This window comes from Micrococcus sp. PSi08, assembly GCF_054960655.1.
This window is the reverse complement of sequence record NZ_JBHNYP010000016.1, coordinates 23,290-45,312: the sequence shown is the minus strand read 5'-3', so window position 1 is coordinate 45,312 and position 22,023 is coordinate 23,290. Positions and strand designations below refer to the sequence as shown.

At 74.6% G+C, this 22,023-nt stretch carries 21 protein-coding genes; all 21 read right to left on the bottom strand.

The window, feature by feature from the left end; genetic code table 11:
* Nucleotides 1–62: 62 nt before the first annotated feature.
* The gene (locus ACFI33_RS07180) at nt 63–1,025 is read right to left on the bottom strand and encodes an RluA family pseudouridine synthase (protein WP_078025836.1); all 963 of its coding nucleotides are present in this window, start codon (nt 1,023–1,025) and stop codon (nt 63–65) included.
* Between the two features lie 4 nt (nt 1,026–1,029).
* On the bottom strand, nt 1,030–1,500 hold the full coding sequence (gene lspA, locus ACFI33_RS07175; RefSeq protein WP_036314214.1) for a signal peptidase II: 471 nt from the start codon (nt 1,498–1,500) through the stop codon (nt 1,030–1,032).
* Nucleotides 1,501–1,556: 56 nt separating this feature from the next.
* Entirely contained in the window at nt 1,557–2,156 is a 600-nt protein-coding gene (locus ACFI33_RS07170) for a DivIVA domain-containing protein (RefSeq protein ID WP_036314182.1), read from the bottom strand.
* 139 nt (nt 2,157–2,295) lie between these two features.
* Entirely contained in the window at nt 2,296–2,592 is a 297-nt protein-coding gene (locus tag ACFI33_RS07165) for a YggT family protein (protein ID WP_010078509.1), read from the bottom strand.
* A 7-nt stretch (nt 2,593–2,599) separates the two neighbouring features.
* Entirely contained in the window at nt 2,600–3,232 is a 633-nt protein-coding gene (locus tag ACFI33_RS07160) for a cell division protein SepF (RefSeq protein WP_144825525.1), read from the bottom strand.
* 110 nt (nt 3,233–3,342) lie between these two features.
* On the bottom strand, nt 3,343–4,131 hold the full coding sequence (locus ACFI33_RS07155; protein WP_144825524.1) for a YggS family pyridoxal phosphate-dependent enzyme: 789 nt from the start codon (nt 4,129–4,131) through the stop codon (nt 3,343–3,345).
* On the bottom strand, nt 4,128–4,949 hold the full coding sequence (locus ACFI33_RS07150; protein ID WP_060974345.1) for a purine nucleoside phosphorylase YfiH/LACC1 family protein: 822 nt from the start codon (nt 4,947–4,949) through the stop codon (nt 4,128–4,130). The genes ACFI33_RS07155 and ACFI33_RS07150 overlap by 4 nt, the downstream gene beginning before the upstream one ends.
* Nucleotides 4,946–6,169: a cell division protein FtsZ gene (gene ftsZ / locus ACFI33_RS07145; RefSeq protein ID WP_049146932.1), complete on the bottom strand. Its 1,224-nt coding sequence runs from the start codon at nt 6,167–6,169 to the stop codon at nt 4,946–4,948. The genes ACFI33_RS07150 and ftsZ overlap by 4 nt, the downstream gene beginning before the upstream one ends.
* A gap of 317 nt (nt 6,170–6,486) precedes the next feature.
* The gene (locus ACFI33_RS07140; RefSeq protein WP_230956237.1) at nt 6,487–7,266 is read right to left on the bottom strand and encodes a cell division protein FtsQ/DivIB; all 780 of its coding nucleotides are present in this window, start codon (nt 7,264–7,266) and stop codon (nt 6,487–6,489) included.
* Nucleotides 7,263–8,750 (bottom strand): UDP-N-acetylmuramate--L-alanine ligase, encoded by a 1,488-nt coding sequence (murC, locus tag ACFI33_RS07135; RefSeq protein ID WP_462623907.1) that lies wholly within the window; start codon nt 8,748–8,750, stop codon nt 7,263–7,265. The genes ACFI33_RS07140 and murC overlap by 4 nt, the downstream gene beginning before the upstream one ends.
* Nucleotides 8,747–9,877 carry an undecaprenyldiphospho-muramoylpentapeptide beta-N-acetylglucosaminyltransferase gene (murG, locus tag ACFI33_RS07130; RefSeq protein ID WP_095347346.1) on the bottom strand — a complete coding sequence of 377 codons (1,131 nt, stop codon included), beginning with the start codon at nt 9,875–9,877 and terminating at the stop codon, nt 8,747–8,749. Before murG ends, murC begins: the two co-directional genes overlap by 4 nt.
* The gene (gene ftsW, locus ACFI33_RS07125) at nt 9,874–11,166 is read right to left on the bottom strand and encodes a putative lipid II flippase FtsW (RefSeq protein ID WP_095347345.1); all 1,293 of its coding nucleotides are present in this window, start codon (nt 11,164–11,166) and stop codon (nt 9,874–9,876) included. The genes murG and ftsW overlap by 4 nt, the downstream gene beginning before the upstream one ends.
* A 44-nt stretch (nt 11,167–11,210) precedes the next feature.
* On the bottom strand, nt 11,211–12,806 hold the full coding sequence (gene murD / locus ACFI33_RS07120; RefSeq protein ID WP_170748249.1) for a UDP-N-acetylmuramoyl-L-alanine--D-glutamate ligase: 1,596 nt from the start codon (nt 12,804–12,806) through the stop codon (nt 11,211–11,213).
* On the bottom strand, nt 12,803–13,930 hold the full coding sequence (mraY, locus tag ACFI33_RS07115; RefSeq protein ID WP_095347344.1) for a phospho-N-acetylmuramoyl-pentapeptide-transferase: 1,128 nt from the start codon (nt 13,928–13,930) through the stop codon (nt 12,803–12,805). The genes murD and mraY overlap by 4 nt, the downstream gene beginning before the upstream one ends.
* Nucleotides 13,927–15,441 carry a UDP-N-acetylmuramoyl-tripeptide--D-alanyl-D-alanine ligase gene (locus ACFI33_RS07110; protein WP_095347343.1) on the bottom strand — a complete coding sequence of 505 codons (1,515 nt, stop codon included), beginning with the start codon at nt 15,439–15,441 and terminating at the stop codon, nt 13,927–13,929. The genes mraY and ACFI33_RS07110 overlap by 4 nt, the downstream gene beginning before the upstream one ends.
* On the bottom strand, nt 15,438–17,195 hold the full coding sequence (locus ACFI33_RS07105; RefSeq protein WP_036314155.1) for a Mur ligase family protein: 1,758 nt from the start codon (nt 17,193–17,195) through the stop codon (nt 15,438–15,440). Before ACFI33_RS07105 ends, ACFI33_RS07110 begins: the two co-directional genes overlap by 4 nt.
* A 38-nt stretch (nt 17,196–17,233) precedes the next feature.
* Nucleotides 17,234–18,988, bottom strand: coding sequence for a peptidoglycan D,D-transpeptidase FtsI family protein (locus ACFI33_RS07100; RefSeq protein ID WP_230594441.1), 1,755 nt, complete (start codon nt 18,986–18,988; stop codon nt 17,234–17,236).
* Nucleotides 18,989–19,056: 68 nt separating this feature from the next.
* On the bottom strand, nt 19,057–19,650 hold the full coding sequence (ftsL, locus tag ACFI33_RS07095) for a cell division protein FtsL (protein WP_036314150.1): 594 nt from the start codon (nt 19,648–19,650) through the stop codon (nt 19,057–19,059).
* Nucleotides 19,647–20,642: a 16S rRNA (cytosine(1402)-N(4))-methyltransferase RsmH gene (rsmH, locus tag ACFI33_RS07090; protein WP_036314148.1), complete on the bottom strand. Its 996-nt coding sequence runs from the start codon at nt 20,640–20,642 to the stop codon at nt 19,647–19,649. The genes ftsL and rsmH overlap by 4 nt, the downstream gene beginning before the upstream one ends.
* A 142-nt stretch (nt 20,643–20,784) precedes the next feature.
* Nucleotides 20,785–21,216 carry a division/cell wall cluster transcriptional repressor MraZ gene (mraZ, locus tag ACFI33_RS07085; RefSeq protein ID WP_002854575.1) on the bottom strand — a complete coding sequence of 144 codons (432 nt, stop codon included), beginning with the start codon at nt 21,214–21,216 and terminating at the stop codon, nt 20,785–20,787.
* 322 nt (nt 21,217–21,538) lie between these two features.
* The gene (locus tag ACFI33_RS07080; protein ID WP_012750919.1) at nt 21,539–21,925 is read right to left on the bottom strand and encodes a DUF3040 domain-containing protein; all 387 of its coding nucleotides are present in this window, start codon (nt 21,923–21,925) and stop codon (nt 21,539–21,541) included.
* Nucleotides 21,926–22,023: the final 98 nt, after the last annotated feature.

Here is a 22,023-nt window from a genome sequence, read left to right as displayed (position 1 = left end):
CTACTCGTGGTGCCCGGGCGGCGGGGCCGGACCGGGACGGGGGTCACATCGACGGTGCAGGCTCAGTCCTCGTCGCCGCGCAGCGCCGCCAGGGCGTGGGCGAGGTCGTCCGGATACGGGGAGGTGATCGTCACCGGCTCCCCCGTGACCGGGTGCGGGAACGCCAGGCGGTGGGCGTGCAGCCACTGGCGGGTCAGCCCGAGCTCGGCCGCCAGGCGCGGATCCGCCCCGTACGTGAGGTCGCCGACGCACGGGTGGCGCAGCGCCGAGGTGTGCACGCGGATCTGGTGGGTGCGCCCGGTCTCCAGGTGGACCTCGAGCAGGGTGGCCCGGCCGAACACCTCGAGCGTCTCGTAGTGGGTCACGGACGGCCGGCCGTCCTCGAGCACCGCGAACTTCCAGTGGTGGCCGGGATGCCGCCCGATGGGCGCGTCCACGGTGCCGCTCAGCGGGTCCGGGATGCCCTGGACCACGGCGTGGTAGACCTTCTCCGGCACGCGCTCGCGGAACTGGTCCTTCATGGCCGTGTAGGCGCGCTCGGTCTTGGCCACGACCATGACCCCGGTGGTGCCGACGTCGAGCCGGTGCACGATCCCCTGGCGCTCAGGGGCGCCCGAGGTGGTGATGTCGTAGCCGAGGGCGGCCAGGGCGCCCACCACGGTGGGCCCGACCCAGCCCGGCGAGGGGTGCGCGGCCACGCCGGTGGGCTTGTCCACGGCCACCAGGTCCTCGTCCTCGTACAGGATGCTCAGCGCGTCCACGCGCTCTGCCCTCACTTCCAGGGGGTCGGGGTCGTCGGGGACGTCGACGGCGAGGGTCTCCCCCGCCACGGCCTTCGCGGACTTGGCCAGGACACGGTCCCGGCGGCCGGAGCGCGACTCGGCCCGCACCAGGCCCCGGGAGAACCAGTCCGCCAGCAGCGAGCGGGAGACGCCGAACGCGTCGGCGAGCACCGCGTCGACCCTCCGGCCCGCCTCGGCCTCGGTGACCTCGAGCCGCTCGGTCAGTCCCGGTCTCATGCCCATGTCCTCACGCCTCCCGTGTGCCGTCCAGGCGGCGGCCGGTCATCACGAGCAGGGCGACGCCGATGACGGAGCAGACGATGAACGAGTCCGCCACGTTGAAGATCGCGAAGTGCGGCACGGAGATCATGTCGACCACGTGGCCGCGCCCGAACGCCGGGGGCCGGAACAGCCGGTCCGTGAGGTTGCCGAGCACGCCGCCGGCGAGCCCGCCCAGCGCCAGGGCCCACGGCGTCGAGCGCACGCGGGCGATCCCGACGAGGGCGGCGACCGCCACCACGGCTTGGATGATGGTGAACACCCAGGTGTGGTCCTCGCCGATGGAGAAGGCCGCGCCCGGGTTCAGGATGTAGTGCCAGCGCAGCACCCCGGGGATCACCGCGACGGAGTCCCCCAGCTGCATCGTGCTCTCGACCGCGTACTTGGTCAGCTGGTCGAGGGCGTAGGCCAGCACCGCCACGATGAGGGCGGTGAGCACGGCTCGCCGGCCCGCGCGAGGGGATCGCGGGGCCGGCGCGGCGTCGACGGCTCGGCTCACGCCGTGGGCGTGGGGGGCTCGACGCGCTTCTGGGCGCGGATCTCGCGCAGCTGGCCCTCGATGTAGGAGGTGAGGCGGCTGCGGTAGTCGGTCTCGAAGCTGCGCAGCTGTTCGACCTCGCCCTCCAGGCCGGCCTTCTCCTCGGCCAGGGCTTCGAGGGTGCGGGCCTTCTGCTCCTCGGCGTCGCTGACGAGCCGGGCCGCGGTGGCCTCGGCCTCGGCGACGAGCTCGGTGCTGCGCTGCTCGCCCGCGGCGACGTGCTCGTCATGCAGCCGCTGGGCCATGGCCAGGACGCCGGCGGCGGAGGTCGCGGCCGCGTCGGCGGACTCGGGGGCGGCGGCCGGGGCCGACTCCTCGGCGGAGGCCGGGGTCGCGGCGGCCTCCGGGGTGTCCGCAGCGGGGCCGGCGGCCGGGGCGGCGCCGCCGGCGCGCAGCTCCGCGTTCTCGGACTCGAGCTGCTCGTTGAGGGCGATCAGGCGCTTGAACTCCGCCACGATCTCGTCGAGGAAGTCATCCACCTCGGTCTGGTCGTAGCCCTCGCGGAACTTCGTGGGCTGGAACTGCTTGTTGACCACGTCTTCCCAGGACAGCGCCATGGAACCGTCTCGCTCTCTGCTCGGTGCTCGGGGACGGCCGGGCGGCCCGGCGCGTCGGCGGTCGGCGCGCCGGTGAGGGGCGGCGCCGATCCTGCCGCGAAGACTACCACCGGGGCCGACAGCCGCCCCGGGCCGCGGGTCAGGCCACGCCGGCCAGGCTCAGCACCAGGACCCGCAGCAGGACGACGCCGAGGAACACGATGAGGAAGGCCACGTCCAGGCCGATGCCGCCCAGGTTCACCGGCGGCACGGCACGACGCACGGGGCGCAGCAACGGGTCGGTGGCCCCGTACACGCCGCTGGCCAGCACGAGGGCCGCCCCGGTGGGGCGCCAGTGGCGGGCGAACGACTGCGTGACGTCCAGGACGATCCGCACGGTCAGCGCCGCGAGCACCACCGTCAGGGCGATGTAGGCGAGGGCGAGGAGCAGCTGCATGGGCGCCTCAGTCGCCGTCGAACGGGGAGTCGGCCGCGCCGGACTCGCCCTGCTCGGCGCCGACGACGTCCACGGTGGCCGGGGTCAGCAGGAACACCTTGCTGGTGATGCGGGAGATCGAGCCGTGCAGGCCGAAGACGAGGCCGGCCGCGAAGTCCACGAGGCGCTTGGCCTCGTTCTCACCGAGGTCGGTCACGTTCATGATCACGGGGACGCCGGAGCGGAAGGCCTCGCCGATCGCCTTCGCGTCGTTGTAGGAGCGGGGGTGGACGGTGGACAGGGTGTGCACGGAGGCTCCTTCGGCAGACGACGCTGCGGCTCGCTTGATGGGGGTCACCGGGGCCCGGTAGCCCGGGTCGGCCGGCTCGGGACGCGCCGGACGCCGGGGTTCGACGGGATCGGCCGCGGTGGAGCCGGACGGGGTCACGGGCTCCGGCCGCTCGGCCGGCTCGGGATCGCGGACCGCAGTCGGGCGGACGTCCTCCATGTGGGGGTCGGTGTCCGGCTCCGCGGGGCGGCGCGCCTCGACGACCTCGTGTCGGGGCGCGGTCTCCCGCTCGGTGGCACGGGGCTGCTCGTCGTACTCGTCGCCGTCGGCCAGGCCGAGGTAGATCATCGTCTTCTTCAGGGCACCAGCCATGAGTCTTCCTTCACCACGTCCTCCGGCCCCGGGGGCCGCCGTCGTTCGTCGTCGGTGCGCATGCGTCCGCACGGTCCTGTCGCGTCCCGCCGGGACGCGCGGGGTCAACGTTAGCCCACCGCGTCCCGGGCCCCCAGAACGTCGGAGCCGATGCGCACCTGTGTCGCCCCGGCGCGCACGGCCGCCTCGAGGTCCGCGCTCATCCCCATGGACAGCGCGGTGGCCTCCGGATGCGTCTGCCGCACGCGCGCGCCGAGAGCGGCGAGCCGGCGGAACGCCTCCTCCGGGTCCAGGCCGCGCGGTGCCACGCACATCAGCCCGCCCAGCCGCAGGCCCGGCAGGCCGGCGACGACGGCCGCGAGGGCGGCGACGTCCTCGGGGCGGGCGCCGCCGCGCGGACCGATCCCCTCGGGACGGTCCTCGTCGGCGCGGTCGTCGACGTCCACCTGCACGAGGCACTCCAGGTCGGGGATCGCGGCCTCGGGCTCGCGCTCGCGCCGCAGCACGAGCGCCCGCGAGAGCGCCTCGGCCAGTTCGGGTCGGTCCACCGACTCCACCACGGACGCGTAGCGCACCACGTACTTGGCCTTGTTGGTCTGCAGCTGGCCCACGAAGTGCCAGCGCGGGGCGTCCGCCCCCAGGGCCGCGGCGACGGCCTCGGCCTTGGGCCGGGCCTCCTGGTCGCGGTTCTCCCCCACGTCGGTCACGCCGAGCGCGGCGAGGCGCACGACGTCCTCGGCGGGGTGGGTCTTGGTCACGACGACGAGCGCGGGCTCCGCCTCGCGCCCGGCGTCCCGCGCGGCGTCGGCGATGCGGGAGTGCACCGCGGCGAGCGCGTCGGCGATCTCCCGGGCGCGGGGGTCCGTCGGGGTCGGCCCGGCGGTGGCGGGGGCGGTCATGCGTCTCCTCTCGGGGTGGTGGCGTCGGGGTCGGCGCGCCAGACGAGGCCGGCGAACCGGCCCTCACCGGGCGCCCGACGGTGCGAGAACAGGCGCTCGTCCTCCCGCGTGCACACGTCGATCGTCGCGGCGGCCACCCCGCGGGCACGGAGGACCTCCGCGGCGCCGGCGGGCAGGTCGAGGGCGGGGGTGCCCCAGGACGTGGTGGCGGCGGTCGCCGGGAGGCGGGCGGCGGCGTCGTCGCGCATGGCCGCGGGCACCTCGTAGCAGCGGCCGCACACGCCGGGGCCGATCCAGGCGCGCAGGCCGGGACCGGCTCGGTCGGCCTCCGGACGCAGGGAGAGCAGCCGATCGACGGTCGCCTCCAGGACGCCCTCCAGCAGCCCGCGTCGCCCGGCGTGGGCCACGGCGGTCGCGCCGGTCGTCTCGTCGACGAGGACCACGGGGAGGCAGTCGGCCACCATGACGGCCAGCGGCCGGGACCCGTCGCGGCTCACGGCGGCGTCGGCCACGGGGGCCGGGGCACCGCCGCGCCCGGGCCCGTCCGCCCACACGACGTCGGCCGAGTGCACCTGGTCCAGATAGAGCGTGGCGCCCTCGGGGACCCCCATCACGCGCTCCAGGGCGCGACGGGCGGCGCTGACGCGAGCGAGCCCCTCGGCCTCGTCCGGCGGGACCACGTGCAGCGCGAGGTTGCCGGCGGCCACGGAGGTCCAGGCGACGTGCACGGCGCCCGTCGCGGTGCGGACGGTCTCGCGGTGCACGAAGGGGCCGGCGGGGACCCGTGTGGTCCCGGCCGGCCCCTCCGCGGCCGTCACTTGAGGAAGTCCGGGACGTCCAGGTCCGAGGACCCGGCGCCGAGGTCCGGCTCCACCACGGTGGGCAGGTCCTGCTGGCGGCGCGGCTGCTGCTCCTGCGGGGCCAGCGGCACGGTGCCGCGCACGGCGGGGCGCTCGGCCTGCTGCGGCGGGGCCGGGGCGGCCGGCTGCGGCTGGGCGGGGACGGGCTGCGGCTGCGCGGGGGCCGCGGCCCGCTGCGGGGCCGCCTGCTGCTGCTGCGCGGCCTGCGGGGCGGCCGGGGCGGAGGTGACGTCCACCTTGTCGAAGCCCGCGGCGATCACGGTCACGCGCACCTCGTCGCCGAGGGCGTCGTCGATGACCGCGCCGAAGATGATGTTGGCCTCCGGGTGGGCGACCTCCTGGACCAGTCGCGCGGCCTCGTTGATCTCGAAGAGGCCGAGGTCGGAGCCGCCCTGGATGGAGAGCAGCACGCCGTACGCGCCGTCGATGGAGGCCTCGAGCAGCGGCGAGGCGATCGCCAGCTCGGCCGCCTTGACGGCGCGGTCCTCGCCCTGCGCGTGGCCGATGCCCATGAGCGCGGAGCCCGCGCCCTGCATCACGGACTTCACGTCCGCGAAGTCGAGGTTGATCAGGCCCGGGGTGGTGATCAGGTCGGTGATGCCCTGGACGCCGGAGAGGAGCACCTGGTCCGCCTGACGGAAGGCGTCCATGACCGAGACGTTGCGGTCCGAGATGGACAGCAGGCGGTCGTTCGGGATCACGATGAGGGTGTCGACCTCGTCCCGCAGGGCGTCGATGCCCGCCTCGGCGGAGCCGGCGCGACGGCGGCCCTCGAACGTGAACGGACGGGTCACGACGCCGATGGTCAGGGCGCCGAGCGAGCGCGCGATGCGGGCCACGACGGGCGCTCCGCCGGTGCCGGTGCCGCCGCCCTCGCCCGCGGTCACGAACACCATGTCCGCGCCCCGCAGGACCTCCTCGATCTCCTCCGCGTGGTCCTCGGCGGCCTGGCGGCCGACCTCGGGGTTCGCGCCCGCGCCGAGTCCACGGGTGAGCTCGCGGCCCACGTCCAGCTTCACGTCCGCGTCCGACATCAGCAGCGCCTGGGCGTCCGTGTTGATGGCGATGAACTCCACGCCGCGAAGCCCCACCTCGATCATGCGGTTCACGGCGTTCACGCCGCCGCCGCCGATGCCGACGACCTTGATGACGGCCAGGTAGTTCTGGGGTGCAGCCACGGTGTTGGTTCCCTTTGTTCGAGATCTCGAGAGGTCAGCGCGAGGCACATCGCCCCGGTGATCGGCGGCCACCCGGGGTGGACACCTTCAAGCACAGCGTGAAGCGAGCCTCGCGCGCGTTCGGATCCACCGTACTGGGAGGCCCGCGTCACGCGCAAAAGAAAACGGCGTGTCCACGCGGAAAAGACGCCCTCAACATCAACTTTCACGTGAGACTCGAAGGACGAGCCTCCGCGGTGAGGACACCCCGACTCGCACGAGACCAGGCGCCCCGACCTTCACCTTCACGTTCTACTGGAGACTCCTGTGGCCCCGGTTCAGCGCGTGATCGGCCGCGTGGGAACGGAGACGTCGATCTCGGCGACGCCGCCCGCCGCGGACCCGTGCCGCTCGTCCGCCAGGAACGCCTCGGCCACGGACCCCTTGAGGCCGGCGTCCTGCGCGTCGCCCCAGACCAGGGTCACCCCGCCCTCGAGCGCCAGACGGACCTGGCCCGGGCCCCGGGAGTCGGCGGTCTCGACACGATCGGCCACAGGCTCCGGCAGGGCGGCCAGCACCTCGGCCACCTCGGCGCGCTCCTCCTGTGCCCGCTGCGCCAGCTCCTCCGAGAACGCGGGGAGGTCCTCGCCCTCGAGCCGCTCCTCCGGCACTCTCGTCAGGACGGTGCCGTCCGCGAGCAGCAGCTGCGCGCCGTCGTCACCGTCCCGCCGGGCCCGCGCCTCGTGCTCCCGGACCACGACCTCCAGGCCGGTGGGCAGGCGGGGCACGGTATGGACCTCGGCCACCCCGGGCAGACCGCCGACCAGCTCGCCCACACGGCCGGCCCCGACGCGGGACAGCGGCACGCCGTACACGGGCTCCAGGCGCTCCTGGACGGCGGTGGCGGAGACATGGCGGGTGCCGGTGACCTCGACGCGGTCCACCGCGAGCACGGGCGAGAAGAACACGACCCAGCCCAGGGCGCCCAGCACCGTGAGCACCGCGGCCGCCACACCCCAGCGGGTGGCGCGGCGCCGGCGCGCGGTGCGGCCCGGGAACTGGACGACGGTGGAGGCGTCGGTTCCGGCCGGCGGCGGCGTCCCGCGGCCGCGCCTCACGGGTGGGCGACGCCGGGCGCCGCGTCCCGGCCGAGCTCGGCCAGCAGGTCCGGACCCAGGGCGGTGACGTCCCCCGCGCCCATCGTCAGGACGACGTCGCCGGCCGTGGCGCCCGCCGCGAGCGAGCGCACCGCCTCGGCGCGGTCCTCGGCGACGACACGGTCCTCGGCGGCACCCGTGGTGAGGCGGGAGGCGATGAGGGACGAGTCGACGCCGGGCATCGGCTCCTCCCGGGCCGCGTACACGGGCAGCACGCGCACCACGTCCGCCCCGGAGAGGGCGGCGGCGAACTCGGCGGCGAAGTCCCGGGTGCGGGAGAACAGGTGGGGCTGGAACAGGACGTGCACGCGGGCGTCACCGGCCACGGCACGGCCGGCGGAGACCGCGGCGGCCACCTCCGTGGGATGGTGCGCGTAGTCGTCGAAGACCCGCACGCCGCGCGCGGCGCCACGGAACTCGAATCGGCGGGCCGTGCCCCGGAAGGCCTCGACGCCCCGCACGGCGGCCTCGAAGGCCATGCCCGCCCGGACGGCGGCCAGGACCACGGCGGCGGCGTTCAGCGCGTTGTGCCGGCCGGGCACCTGCAGGTGCAGGGTGCGCTCCGGCCCGTCCGCCATCCGGAACGTGGCGCGCTGGCCCACTCCGGTCTCGCCCGGCTCCACCGCGAGGTCGGTGACCAGCAGGTCCGGCACCACGCCGTCGCGGGGCGCCGTGCCGTAGGTCACGACGTCGGCGGCCGCGTGCTCCCGTGCCCAGGCGGCCAGGTCCGCCGCGCCGGCGTCGTCGAGGCAGGCCACGAGGACCCCGCCCTGGGCGGCGGCCGGCAGCCCGCCCGCGAAGTCCCGGAAGACCTGGTGCACCGCCTCCTCGGTCCCGTAGTGGTCCAGGTGGTCGGCCTCCACGGTCGTGACGATCCCGATCGTGCTCGGGTAGTTCACCAGGGTGCCGTCGGACTCGTCGGCCTCCGCGATGAACCACTCGCCCCGGCCCGCCCGGGCGTTGGTGCCGAGCCCGGCGACGGCGGCGCCGACCGCGAACGTGGGGTCCCAGCCGGCGTCGGAGAAGGCCATGGCGGCCATGGAGGACGTGGTGGTCTTCCCGTGCGTGCCGGCGACGGCCAGCACCCGGTGGCCGCGCATGGCCAGGGCGAGGCCCTCGGAACGGTGCAGCACGCGCAGTCCGCGCGCCACGGCGGCGTCGTGCTCCGGGTTGCCCGGCCCGGCGATCGAGGAGGCGATCACCGTGGTGACGTCCCGGCCGAGATGCGCGGCATCGTAGCCGACCGTGATCCGGGCACCGCCCGCGGCGAGCTCGCGCATCACGGGCAGGTCCTTCGCGTCGGAGCCGGACACCGCGACGCCCTGCTCCTGGAGGATGCGGGCGACCCCCGACACGCCGACGCCGCCGATCCCCAGCAGGTGCACGCGGCCCAGGTCGGCGAAGCGGCCCTCGGCCGCGGGACGGGTGCTCTCGTCTCGGCTCATCGCCGGGCTCCTTCCTGGGCGGCCGAGCGCACGAGGCCGGCCATGGTGACGTCCGCGTCCCGGACGCCGAAGCGGGCGGCCGCCTCCCCCATGCGCGCGAGACGCTCAGGGTCGGTCGCCAGCGGGATCAGCTGACGCTGCACCCACGCGCGCCCGAAGGCGTCGTCGCGGACGAGCAGCGCGCCCTCCGCCTCCACCACGGGGCGGGCGTTGAGCGCCTGCTCGCCGTTGCCGATGGGCAGGGGGACGTAGACGGCGGGCAGGCCGACCGCGGACACCTCGCAGACCGTGCCGGCGCCCGAGCGGGCGACGATCAGGTCGGCGGCGGCGTAGGCCTGCTCCATGCCCGCCAGGTACTCCCGCTGGACGTAGCCGTCCCGGACCAGCAGGCCGCCGTCGTCCTCGGTGAGGGCCTTGTCCCGACCGGTCAGGTGGAACACCTGCAGACCGGCGTCCAGGAGGTCGCCCAGCGCGGCGCGCACGGTGCGGTTCATGGCCAGCGCACCCGAGCTGCCGCCGGTCACCACGACGGTGGTCCGGTCCGGATCGAGGCCGAGGGCCTCACGGGCGGCACGGCGGGCGGCCGCCCGGTCCAGGCCGGAGATCTCGGGGCGCATCGGCATGCCCACCCAGCGGGCGCCGCGGAGGCGGGTGTCCGGCAGGGCGGTGCCGACGTGCGCGGCCCGCAGGGCGCCGATGCGGTTGGCCAGGCCGGGGCGGGCGTTGGCCTCGTGGACCACCACGGGCACACCGGCCCGGAACGCGGCGAGGTACACGGGCGTGGCGACGTAGCCGCCCACGCCCACGACGACGTCGGCGCGCCGGTCCCGCAGGATCCGGGCCGCCGTGGCGACCGCGGCGCGCAAGCGGGCCGGGAAGCGGACGACGTCCATCGACGGGCGGCGCGGCATCGGGACCCGGTCGATCAGGTCGAGCTCGTAGCCCGCCTCGGGGACGAGACGCGTCTCCATGCCGGAGGCGGTGCCGACCATGGTGCACTCGACGGGGCCGCCGCCGTCGTCCTCCAGGGCGCGGGCGATCGCGAGCATCGGGGAGATGTGGCCGGCGGTGCCGCCGCCGGCCAGCACCACCCGCAGGGGTCCGGAGGGATGAGAGGTCTGCGTCATCGGGGCTCCTGGAGGGCGGGGGTGGGGATCACGGGGAGGGGGTCGGTGTCCGGCTCGTCCGCCTGCGGGCGGGCGTCCGGCTGCGCGGCACGGCGGCGCTCGTGACGGGCGAAGGCCAGCACGATGCCGACCGCGCTCAAGGACAGGGTGAGCGCGGAACCACCATAGGAGATGAAGGGCAGGGGGACGCCCACCACGGGGATGATCCCGGAGACCATCGCGATGTTGACGGCCGCCTGGCCCACCAGCCAGGCCAGGATCCCCCACGTGGACAGGCGGATGAACGTGGACGTGGTCCCGGCGGCGACGCGGTAGATGCCGATCGCCAGGCCGAGGTAGGCCAGCAGCACCACCAGCGTGCCCACGAGCCCGAGCTCCTCGCCGAGGATGGTGAAGATGAAGTCGTTCTCGGCCTCCGGGATGTAGCTCCACTTCTGGCGGGACTGGCCGAGGCCCGCGCCCCACCAGCCGCCCGAGGCCAGGGCGTACATCCCGTGCGCCGGCTGGAAGCAGGGGTCGGTGGCGTCGGAGCAGTCCCCCATCCAGGCCTGCACCCGGACCATGCGGTGCGGGGCGAGGAGGGTCAGGGCCAGGATGCCCAGCATGCTCAGCGCCAGGAAGGTGAGGAAGACCCCCCAGTGGGTGCCGGCCACGTACAGCACCGTGGCCAGCACGATCGCGAGGATGATCGCGGTCCCGAGGTCGCTGCCCGCCATCACCAGGATCAGCAGCAGCAGGCCGCCGGGCAGCACCGGGATCAGCGCGTGCCGCACCTGGGTGACGAGGCGGTGCTTGCGCTCCAGGACCGCCGCCGCCCACAGGGCCAGGGCGAGCTTGGCGGCCTCGGAGGGCTGCATCCGGAACCCGCCGATGCCCAGCCAGTTGCGATTGCCGCCCACGGTGACGCCGAGCGGGGAGAACGCGACCAGCGCGAGCAGGATCACGGCCACGCCGAACGCCGGCCAGGCGAGCGCCTTGAAGACGCGCACCGGCAGGCGCGAGAACACGAGCAGGGCCGCCACGCCCGCCACCGCCCAGGCGCTCTGGCGCAGGAACAGGGCGTACGAGCCGCCGCCGGTGCCGATCGCCTCGACGGAGGACGAGGAGAGCACCATCACGAGCCCCAGCACGGTGAGCAGGGCGGTGCAGCCGCTGATGAGCAGGACCGACAGGTCGAGGGCGCGGCGACCCTCCAGGACCCGCCACATCCGGTGCAGGAGACGCTCCCGGTGCTCGGGGGCGTCGTCGTCCGCGCGGGGGCGGACCGGGCGGAGCTCGATCGGGGACATGGCCCTCCTCACGGGGGAAGCGAGACGGTCGGGTGGGCGGCGGGTCAGTCGGTGTCGGGGGCGGCGTCGTCGTGCACGTCCCAGCCGTGCTCGCGCATCAGCCCGGCGACGGCCTCGATGAATGCGTCGCCGCGGGCCGCGTAGGAGCGGAACTGGTCCATCGACGCCGCGGCGGGCGCCATGAGCACGGTGTCGCCGGGGCGGGCCAGGCCGTCGGCCACGCGCACCGCCTCGGTCATCACGGCCGCGCCGTCGGCGGGGCCGGTGCCGTCGGCCGCGGCGAGGGGGGCGTGGACGGGGACGTCCGGGGCGTGCGCGGCCAGGGCCGCGCGCAGGGCCGAGGTGTCCCTGCCCAGGAGCACCACCGCCCGGAGCCGGTGGGCGTGCGCGGCCACCAGCTCGTGATAGGTCACGCCCTTGGGCAGGCCGCCGGCCAGCCACACCACGGAGCTGAACGCCGCCAGCGACGCGTCTGCGGCGTGCGGGTTCGTCGCCTTGGAGTCGTTGACCCACATGATGTCGCGGGAGGTGGCCACGAGCTGGATGCGGTGCTCCCCGCGGTCGTAGGAGCGCAGGCCCTCGGCCACGGCCGCGGGGCTCACCCCGACGGCCCGGGTCAGCGCCGCCGCGGCGGCCGCGTTGGCCATGGTGTGGCGCGGCGCCACCGGGCCCAGGTCGGCGCGCTCGGCCAGGGCGATCGCCTCGTGGCGCCGGTTGTCCAGGAACGCACGGTCCACGAGGATCCCGTCCACGACGCCGATGTCGGACAGGCCCGGGGTGTCCGTGGTGAAGCCGATCGCGCGGCAGCCCTCCTGGACGTCCGCGCGCTCCACGAGGGTGCGGGTCAGCGGGTCCTGCTCGTTGAACACGCAGGCCACCCGCGTGTTCGCGTACACCTTGCCCTTGGCGGCGGCGTACTCCTCCATCGAGCCGTGCCAGTCCACGTGGTCCTCGGACAGGTTCAGCACCGCCGATGACGCCGGGGCCAGGCCGTGCGTCCAGTGCAGCTGGAAGCTGGAGAGCTCGAGGGCGAGCACGTCGAAGCCCTCCGGGTCGCGGATCGCGTCGAGCACGGGGGTGCCGACGTTGCCGCAGGCCACCGCCCGACGGCCGTCCGCCCGCAGGATGGCCTCGACCATCGTCACGGTCGTCGTCTTGCCGTTCGTGCCTGTCAGGCACACCCAGTCGGCGGTCTTCCGGCCGGCGCGCTCGCGCAGCCGCCAGGCCAGTTCGACGTCGGACCAGATCGGCAGGCCCGCCGCATGGGCGGCCATCAGCAGCGGCTGGTCCGGCCGCCAGCCCGGGGAGGTCACGACGAGGTCCGCGGCGGCGCCGTCGACTTCGGGCAGCACCTGCGTGGCCGCCCGGTCGAGCAGGACCTCGCGGACCCCCACGATCCGCAGGGTCTCCGCACGCGCCCGGTTCTCGGGGCCGTCATCGCCGTCCACCACCACGACGGCGGCGCCCAGCTCGGCCAGGGTGTCGGCCACGGAGAAGCCGGTGACGCCCAGGCCCGTGACGACGACGCGCAGGCCGGCCCACCCCGGGGCGTCCCAGGACGTGAGGTCGGCGGTGCGGGCGGTGTCGGCGCGAGGCCGGCGCACCGGTGCGAGCGCGGCGTCGGACGCGGGGCCGGTCACGGGGTCACCCCCGCGAGGCCGCCCTGGCGGATGAGCCAGTCGCCGTAGAAGATCGCGAGCCCCACGGTGACGCACATCAGGGACAGCAGCCAGAAGCGGACCACGACGGTCACCTCGGCCCAGCCCTTGAGCTCGAAGTGGTGCTGCAGCGGCGCCATCAGGAACACGCGCTTGCCGCCGGAGACCTTGAACCAGCCCACCTGGATGATGACGGAGAGCGTGATCGCGACCATGAGGCCGGCCAGCACGGCCACCAGGATCTCGGTGCGCGTGAAGATCGCGAAGCCGGCCAGGGCGCCGCCCAGGCCCAGGGAGCCGGTGTCCCCCATGAAGATCTTGGCCGGCGAGGTGTTCCACCAGAGGAAACCCAGCAGGCTGCCCGTGAGGATCGCCGCGAGCAGGGCCAGGTCCATGGGGTCGCGGACCTCGTAGCAGCCGCGGGTGCCCTCGAGCGCGCAGGACTGGCTCGACTGGAAGAGCGATATCAGAACGTAGGCGCCCGTGATCATGGCGGTGGCACCCGTGGCGAGCCCGTCGAGGCCGTCCGTGAGGTTCACGGCGTTCGTGGTGGCGGTGGTGATGAGGTTCGACCAGATCACGAACAGGATGACGCCGATCGCGGGTCCGGCGAAGGCCAGGTCGAGCCACGGGATGTCCCGGGCGAAGGAGATCGCCGTCGAGGCGGGGGTCAGGCCCCGCTCGTCCGGGAAGTTCAGGGCGAGGACGGCGAAGGCGGTGCCGATCAGGGCCTGGAGGATGATCTTGCCGCGCGGCGTCAGGCCGAGCGAGCGCTGCTTCGTGATCTTCGTGAAGTCGTCCACGAAACCGACGAAGGCCATGCCCACGGTGAGCAGCAGCAGGATCAGGCCGGAGGCCGTGGGCCCGCCGAAGTCGACGCCGAGCACCGCGAGCAGCCCGTGGGTGATCAGGTACGCCAGCACCATGGAGCCGATGATGACCGCGCCGCCCATCGTGGGCGTGCCGCGCTTGGTCTTGTGGGTGGTCGGGCCGTCGTCGCGGACGAACTGGCCGTATCCGCGCTTGACGAGGAACCTGATGAACAGCGGGGTGCCGACGGCCGAGAGGACCAGGCCGAGCACGCCGCCGATGAGCAGTCCGATCACGGTCGGGACTCCTTCGGGGAGGCGGAGGGGGCGGCGACGGCGTCGGCCGTGGCGAGGCGCTCGCCGAGGGCCGCGAGCCCGACGCCGTTGGAGGACTTGACGAGGACGAGGTCGCCGGGGCGCAGGTGCTCGGCGAGGAACGCCTCGGCCTGCGCGGCGTCGTCGACGAAGTGCGCCTCCTCGCCCCAGCTGCCCTCGTTGAGGGCGCCGATGTAGAGCGGCCGGGCTCCGGCGCCCACCACCAGCAGCTGGGCGATGTTCAGGCGCACCACGGACTCGCCCACGAGGGTGTGCTCACGGACGCGGGCATCGCCGAGCTCGAGCATCTCCCCCAGGACGGCCCAGGTGCGGCGGCCGCTGGAGCGGCCGAGGGTGGCCAGCGTCCGCAGCGCGGCGCGCATGGACTCGGGGTTGGCGTTGTACGCGTCGTTGATGATCGTGACGCCGTCCGCGCGGTCGGTGCGCTCCATCCGGAAGCGGCTGGCGGGCCCGAGCCCGTCGAGACCACGGGCGATCTCGGCCGGGTCCATGCCGGCGGCGTGGGCGGCCGCGGCGGCGGCCAGCACGTTGTGCACGTGGTGCAGGCCGGTCAGTCCGGAGGCCACCGGATGCCGCACGGCGGCCTCATCCGTCCCGACCTGCAGGTCGAAGACGGGGCGCTCCTGGTCGTCGGCTCGCACGTCCCGTGCGGCGACGAGTCCCGACGCGCGGCCGGCGGCCACGTCCTCGGCCGCGCGGGCGACGCCCCGCTCGTCCGCGGTGAACCAGGTGATCGGGGCGGCGGTCCGTGCCGCCATGCCGGCGACACGCTCGTCGTCGAGGTTGAGGACGGCGACGCCGTCGGGGCCGAGGGCCTCCACGAGCTCGCCCTTGGTGCGCGCGATGTTCGCCACGCCGCCGAAACTGCCCGCATGGGCGGTGCCCACCATGAGCACGACGCCGATGTCCGGGCGCACGATGTCGCAGAGGTACGCGATGTTGCCGACGTGGTCCGCGCCCATCTCGACCACGAGGAAGCGCGTGTCCAGCTCCGCCCGGAACACCGTGAGCGGCACGCCGACCTCGCCGTTGTACGAGCCGACCGGTGCGACGGTGGGGCCCTGGGTGGCCATCAGGGCGGCGAGCAGGTCCTTGGTGGTGGTCTTGCCGGCCGAGCCGGTGATGCCGATGACGGTGGTCGGGGAGTGCCCCCGGATGCGGCGCACGACCTCCCGGGCGAGCGCGCCCATCGCGAGCACGGCGTCCTCGACGATGATCGCCGGGTGCGCGGCGCCGTCGGGGGCGTGCGTGGCGCGCTCGGCGAGCACGGCGGCGGCGCCGGCACCCAGCGCGGCGTCGATGAAGTCGTGGCCGTCGGCGCGCTCCCCCGGCTTCGCCACGTAGAGCGTGCCCTCGGCGGTGACCTCCCGCGAGTCGGGGGTGACGTGCACCAGCACGGTGGCGGGGTCGAGGGTGGCCGAGAGCGTGCCGGACACGGCCTCGGCGATCTGGGCTGCGGTGAGAGCGATCATGACTCGATGACCTTACCCTCGCGGGCGGGGCCGGAGCCCGAGGCGGAGGCCGCCGCGACACGGGCGGCCAGGGCCTCGCGCAGGGCCACCCGGTCGTCCAGCGGGACGAGCTCGCCGTCGTAGTCCATCGTGGTCTCGTGCCCGCGGCCGGCCAGGAGGATGCCGTCCTGCGGCCCCGCCAGCTCCACGGCGCGGCGGATGGCCGTGGCACGGTCGGCCACCTCCTCGATCACGACCGTGCGGCCCTCCTCCCGCGCGATGCGGTCGGCCTCGGCGCGGGCGCCGGCGAGGATGTGGGCGCGGATCGGGGCCGGGTCCTCCGAGTGGGGGGTGTCGTCGGTGACGATCAGCACATCCGCCGCCCGGGCCGCGATCGCGCCCATCACGGGCCGCTTGTCACGGTCACGGTCGCCGGCGGAGCCGAACACGATCAGGGTGCGGCCGCGCGTCCCGGCCGCCGCCCGGGCGTCGGCGAGGGAGCGCAGCGCCTGGACCATGCCGTCCGGGTTGTGCGCGAAGTCGACGACGGCGTCCGGCTCGCGGCCCACGACCTCCATCCGCCCCGGGACGGCGGCAGCCAGAGGGCCCTCCCCCGCGGGCACGTCCAGGACCGCGGCGAGCGCGTCCAGGTGCTCCTCCCCCACGGCGTGCAGCACGAGCAGAACCGCGAGGGCCGCGTTGGCCACGTTGAAGCGGCCCGGCAGACCGACGGAGGCCCGCAGCTCCCGGCCCGTGGCCGCGTGGCGCAGCGTGAAGCGGTGGCCGAGGCCGTCCGGCGCGAGCTCGGCGACCTCCCAGTCCGCCCGGAGGCCGGGGTCGTGTTCGGCCAGGGCGCCCGGCGTCGGCGCGGCCGGCCCGAGGGCGAGCGTGGTGACGGGAGCGCCGGCGGCCCGGGCCATGGCGACGCCCCAGCGGGGCCCCTCGCCGCCGTCGAGCGTGATGACGGCGTGGTCGGTGCGAGCGGGGTCGAACAGACCGGCCTTGGCCGCGAAGTACTCCTGCATCGAGCCGTGCATGTCCAGGTGGTCCTGGGTCAGGTTGGTGAACCCGGCCACCGCGTAGCGCAGGCCGGCGATCCGCTGGTACGCCACGGCGTGGGAGGAGACCTCCATGACGGCGGTGTCCACCTCCTCCTCGCGCATGAGCGCCATGAGGGCGTGCAGCTGGGTGGCCTCGGGCGTGGTGAGCGTGGAGGGGACCTCCCGCTCCCCCGCGCGGATCAGGATCGTGCCCACGATGCCCGACCGGCGCCCCAGGGCCTCGAGCAGGGCGGCGGCGAGGAAGCTCGTGGTGGTCTTGCCGTTGGTGCCGGTCACGCCGAGCAGGCGCGGGCCGGTGTCGCCCCCGCCGCCGTAGACGCGGGCCGCCACGGTGCCGGCGGCGGTGCGCACGGCGTCGACCTCGAGCACCGGGACGTCGGCCAGGCCCTGCTCCGCCAGGAGCGCGCGGCCCGCCGCGTCCGTCAGGACGCCGACGGCGCCGGCCTCCAGTGCCGTGGCCGCGAACGCCGCGCCGTGGGCGCGCGCCCCCGGAACGGCGACGTAGAGGTCGCCCGGGCGCACGACACGCGAGTCGAGGCTGACCCCCGTGACGCCGTCGGCCGGGGCCGCGCCGTGGACGTGGGCCGCGATCCCCGCCTCGGCCAGCGCCTGTGCGAGGGCGGGCCAGGCCGCGGCGGGGGTGTGGGAGGGCCGGAAGGCGGCGTCCTGCTGGGCCGGGGTCAGCGGCGCAGGGGGGTCGCTCGGAGTGGTCATGGGGGTGCTCCTGGGGTGCTCGGGGCCGGAGGCGTGGGTCACCACGGCCGGTCCTGCGGATCGTCCACGAAGACGCGGTAGTCGTTCGGCTCGGCTCCGGTGGCGGGCACGTCCGCCTGGCGGAGCATGTACTCCATGATCGTGGCGGCCGCGACGGACACGTCTCGGGAGCCCTGCTTCGACGGCGGCCGATGCATGGACACGGACACCACGAAGCGGGGGTCGTCGAGCGGGGCGACGGCGGTGAAGCCGAGGTTGTAGCCGTCGTACGTGCCGGTGTCGCTCGCGGCCTCGGCGGTGGAGGACTTGCCGCCCACGCGATACCCGGGGATCGCGGCGGCCTTGCTGGTGCCCTGCGTCACGACGGTCTCCATCATGCGGAGCATCTGCGCCGCCGTCTCCTCGGAGACCACGCGGTGGGGCTCCGCGGACGACTCCCAGCGCTTCTCCGCGCCGTCGCCGTCCACCGTGGCGTCGATCAGCCGGGCCGGGATCAGCACGCCGCCGTTGGCGAGGGCCTGGTACATCTGGGCGGTGTGCAGGGTGGTCTGGGTGTAGCCCTGGCCGAAGGCCGTGGTCAGGCGCTGGCGGCCGTCCCACTGTTCGGGCGGGACGAGGACGCTGCCCGCCTGCTGCGGCAGGCCGAGGTCGATGGGCTGGCCGACCCCGAAGGAGCGCATGTACTCGTAGCGCTGCTCGTCCGTGATCTTCTCGGCGATCTGCACCGTGCCCGTGTTGTAGGAGCGCGCGTAGATGCCTGCCACGGTCATGTCGAACGTCGGGTGCGGGGAGAAGTCCCGGATGGTCTGCCCGTCGAAGTCCTGGCTGCCGGGGACGGTGAAGCCGTCCGTGGCGGTGACCTTCCCGGCGTCGACGGCGGCCGCGATCGGCAGCGCCTTGCCCGTGGAGCCCGGCTCGTACGGCGTGCTCATCACGGTGGAGGTGCGGAAGTTCCCCTCGGTGGCGTCGGGGTCGGCGGGGTCCACCGTGGTGGAGTCCGCCATGACGATCACGTCGCCCGTCTTCACGTCCATCACGACGGCGTTCGCCCACTCCGCCTCGTACTCGGCGGCGAGGGCGCCGAGGGTCTCCTGCGCGAACCACTGGGCGTCCTTGTCCACGGTCAGGCGCAGGTCGGCGCCGTCCACGGCCGGAACCTCCTCGAGCGGGGCGTTGGGGATGCGGATGCCGTCTGCGCCCACCTCGAACGTGCGGGTGCCCGGGGTGCCGGTCATGACGTCGTCCTGGCTGAGCTCGAGGCCCTCGAGGGCGGTGCCGTCGCCACCCATGAAGCCGATGATGCTGCCGGCGACCGACCCGTTCGGGTAGGTGCGGCGGTCCACCGCCTCGGAGAGCAGGCCCGGCACGTTGAGGGCCATGGCCGCATCCCGCACCTCCGGGGTCACGGAGCGACGCACCACGGCGTACGGGCGGGAGCCGATGGTGGCCTCGCGCACCTCCTCCTCCGACATGCCGAGCACCTCGGCCAGGCTGGCCAGGCGGGAGTCCACGTCCACCAGCACGGTCTCCCGGGCCTCGCGGTCCCATTCGTTGAAGTCCTTGACGAGGCGCTGGTCCACGACGATGTCGTAGCGGCGCACGCTGGCGGCCAGCACGTCGCCGTCGCGGTCCAGGATGGACCCGCGCTGCGGCAGGGTCTCCTGGTGTGTCAGGCGCTGGTCCATGGCCGCCGCGGCCTGCCCCGTGGGGTCGATGCCCTGCACGTAGACGAGCCGCAGTGCGAGCCCGCCGAGCAGGACGAAGACGAGCAGGAGAAGGATGCGGGTGCGCACGGCGGGGTGCCCGGGAGCGGGCCCGACCGTCGATCCGCCGCGGGGAAGGTGCGAGGCGGGACGGTCGATCAACGGTCGGCGGCGTCCTGGTCGGGGGCGGCGGAGGCGTCCTCGCCGCCGAGGGTGCGCGGTCCCTCGATCTCGTCCTGGCCGTCGCCGGCCGTCCCCTGGCGGACCGCGTCCGCGTCCGCCGGCGGCGCGACGTAGGTGGCGGAGATGTCGCCGTCCTGGGCCGCCTGGGCCTCGCCGCTGAACTGGCCCGTGCCCGCGTCCACGGAGGCGGTGCCGGCGGGGGCGACCATCCCGAGGGCGTCGGCGCGCGCGGCCAGGTTCTGCGGCGCCTCGAGGTGGCCCACCTGTTCGGCCAGCCGCTCATTGGTCTCGGTGACGGCCTGCTGCTCCTGGCGCAGGTCCAGGAGGGCGTACTGCCGGTTGGACATCGTGATGTTCATGACGAGCACCGCCGCGAGCGCGGCGAGCACCACGAGGACGCACAGCACGGTCACCCCGGAGCGGGATCGGGGCAGCGGGGCGGGCACCACCGAGAGCGGCGTGCGCTCCTGCGGAGTCGGCCGCGCAGGGGCGACGGGGGTCGACCCGGGGCGCAGCGACTCTGCGATCCGTGCGTGTGCGGCCATGCTCATCTCCTCGTGCAGCGTCATGCCGTGGTCCTGGACGTCCTGATCTTCTCAACCGCACGCACTCTCGCGGAGGAGGCGCGACGGTTCTCGGAGATTTCTTCTTCGGTGGGCTTCTCGGTGCCGCGGGTGAGCACCCGCACCACGGGTTCGTGCTCCTCCAGCACCACTGGGAACCCCGGGGGCGCCGTGGACGTGGCCCACGCGCTCAGGTGCCGCTTCGTGATGCGGTCTTCGAGGGAGTGGTAGCTCATCACCACGAGGCGCCCGCCCACGTGGAGGGCGTCGAGGATGGCGGGCACGGCGGCGTCGAGGATGTCGAGCTCCTCGTTCACGGCGATGCGCAGGGCCTGGAAGGTGCGCTTGGCCGGGTGCCCGCCGGTTGCCCCCGCGGCGACGGGGACGGCCGAGCGGATCACCTCGACGAGGCGGCCGGTGGTCTCGATGGGGGCCTCGTCGCGGGCCCGGACGATGGCCCGTGCGATGGGGCCGGCGAAGCGCTCCTCGCCGTCGCGACGGATGATGCGGCGCAGCTCCTGCTCGTCCAGCTCCGCCACGAGCGTCGCGGCGGAGCGCTCGGCGGTGTCGTCCATGCGCATGTCCAGCGGAGCGTCGTAGGAGTAGGCGAAGCCGCGCTCCCGGTCGTCCAGCTGGTAGGAGGACACACCGAGGTCGTAGAGCGCGGCGTCGACCTTCGTGACGCCCGCGGCGGCCATGGCCTCGGGCACCCGGTCGTAGGTGCCGTGGAAGGGGATCAGGCGCTCGGCGAGGGGGCCGAGGCGCTCGACGGCCATGGCCTGGGCGTGGACGTCGCGGTCGATGCCGATGACGCGCAGGTGGGGGAACCGGGTCAGCAGGGCCTCGGTGTGCCCGCCCATGCCCAGCGTGCCGTCGACGGCGACGGGCGTACGGCCGGCCTCGAGCGCGGCCTGGACGGCGGGGGCGAGGAGGTCGACGACGCGGTCCCGCATCACGGGCAGGTGGCGGTCCTCGGGGCGCGGCTGGCCTGCGTCCACTCTCGACCTCCTGCTCACATCGCGGTCCTGGCGGACCTCGGGCGGGATCCCCATCCGTCCGCCGCCGCGCCTGGCCCAGGGGAAGACGGGTCAGGTGCGGCGGCGTCGGCTGGAGGTCTCGCTCGAGGTCGGGTGGTCATGGTCAGAAGACGCCGGGCAGGACGTCCTCGTCGGTCTCGGAGAAGGCGGCTTCCTGCTCGGCGAGGTAGGTGTTCCAGGACTCCGAGTCCCAGATCTCCACTCGCGTCCCCGCGCCGATCACGGTCACGTCCCGGTCCAGCCCCGCGTACTGTCGCAGCGGCGCCGGCACGGTCACCCGACCCTGCTTGTCCGGGACCTCGTCCGACGCCCCCGAGAGGAAGACGCGGATGTAGTCACGGGCCTGGCGGGAGGACAGTGGAGCCGACCTCATCTGCTCGTGGACCCGCTCGAACTCACGAGCGCTGAACACGTAGATGCAGCGCTCCTGACCCCGGGTCAGGACCAGCCCCTCCGCCAGCTCCTCGCGGAACTTGGCGGGGAGGATCAGCCGGGACTTCTCGTCGAGCCGGGGGGTGTACGTGCCCAAGAACACGGCAGACCCCCTGGCTCGTCAAGCGGTCCCTCCCGACCAAGGTCGGGACCCATGCTCTCTCCTTCCCTCCACATTACCCCACTTCCCTCCACCATCAACCCCGGACGCGGGTCCCGGCGCCACGGGCGTGTCGAGGCCCCCCGAGTCCGGCGCGCCATCCCGCGGGTCCCGGGGCCGGCGTCGCCGTGGAGGGACGTGGAGGACCGGTGGGCCCCGGTGGAGGGCCTCGGCGATGACGGAGCCTCGGGCAGCGGAAAGGCCCCGATCCGGAGCGGATCGGGGCCTGGAGTGGAGGATAGTGGGGGCCCGGCGGGCCAGGCGCTCAGTCGCCTCCGGCGCGCCGCTCGTCCCAGCGCCGCTCGAGGCGGCCCATGAAGTCGCCGCCTCCCTGCCGTCGCGGTGCGCCCGACCGGCGGGCCTCCGGGCCCGAGGCCCCGGAGGCGACAGCGCGCGGCCGCGTGGTCAGCAGGAAGATGCCGGCCCCGATGACGACGACGCCGAGCACGCCCAGGAGGATCGCGTGGTTGGCGACCCCGAGGACCACGACGAGCAGCCCGACCACTGCGAGGACGGCCCCGGCCACGACGCGACCCACGGGCAGCCGATGCCGCCCCGTGTCCGCCATCTGGGTGGCCAGCCGGGGGTCCTCGGTGCGCAGCTGCTGCTCCAGCTGGTCCAGCATCCGCTGCTCATGCTCTGAGAGGGGCATGGCGACTCCTTCGAACGCGGCCTCCGACACCTCCGGGACCGGGAGGGGACGCCCGCGCGTCCGACTTGCCCTCCAGGATAGGACCTGCCGCCCCACCC

Coding starts and splice junctions, on each gene's coding strand:
- ACFI33_RS07180 (WP_078025836.1), bottom strand. CDS start 1,025: ATGGGCATGAGACCGGGACTGACCGAGCGGCTCGAGGTCACCGAGGCC.
- ACFI33_RS07170 (WP_036314182.1), bottom strand. CDS start 2,156: ATGGCGCTGTCCTGGGAAGACGTGGTCAACAAGCAGTTCCAGCCCACG.
- ACFI33_RS07165 (WP_010078509.1), bottom strand. CDS start 2,592: ATGCAGCTGCTCCTCGCCCTCGCCTACATCGCCCTGACGGTGGTGCTC.
- ACFI33_RS07160 (WP_144825525.1), bottom strand. CDS start 3,232: ATGGCTGGTGCCCTGAAGAAGACGATGATCTACCTCGGCCTGGCCGAC.
- ACFI33_RS07155 (WP_144825524.1), bottom strand. CDS start 4,131: ATGACCGCCCCCGCCACCGCCGGGCCGACCCCGACGGACCCCCGCGCC.
- murC (WP_462623907.1), bottom strand. CDS start 8,750: ATGAGCCGAGACGAGAGCACCCGTCCCGCGGCCGAGGGCCGCTTCGCC.
- murG (WP_095347346.1), bottom strand. CDS start 9,877: ATGACGCAGACCTCTCATCCCTCCGGACCCCTGCGGGTGGTGCTGGCC.
- ftsW (WP_095347345.1), bottom strand. CDS start 11,166: ATGTCCCCGATCGAGCTCCGCCCGGTCCGCCCCCGCGCGGACGACGAC.
- ACFI33_RS07110 (WP_095347343.1), bottom strand. CDS start 15,441: ATGATCGCTCTCACCGCAGCCCAGATCGCCGAGGCCGTGTCCGGCACG.
- ACFI33_RS07105 (WP_036314155.1), bottom strand. CDS start 17,195: ATGACCACTCCGAGCGACCCCCCTGCGCCGCTGACCCCGGCCCAGCAG.
- ftsL (WP_036314150.1), bottom strand. CDS start 19,650: ATGACGCTGCACGAGGAGATGAGCATGGCCGCACACGCACGGATCGCA.
- ACFI33_RS07080 (WP_012750919.1), bottom strand. CDS start 21,925: ATGCCCCTCTCAGAGCATGAGCAGCGGATGCTGGACCAGCTGGAGCAG.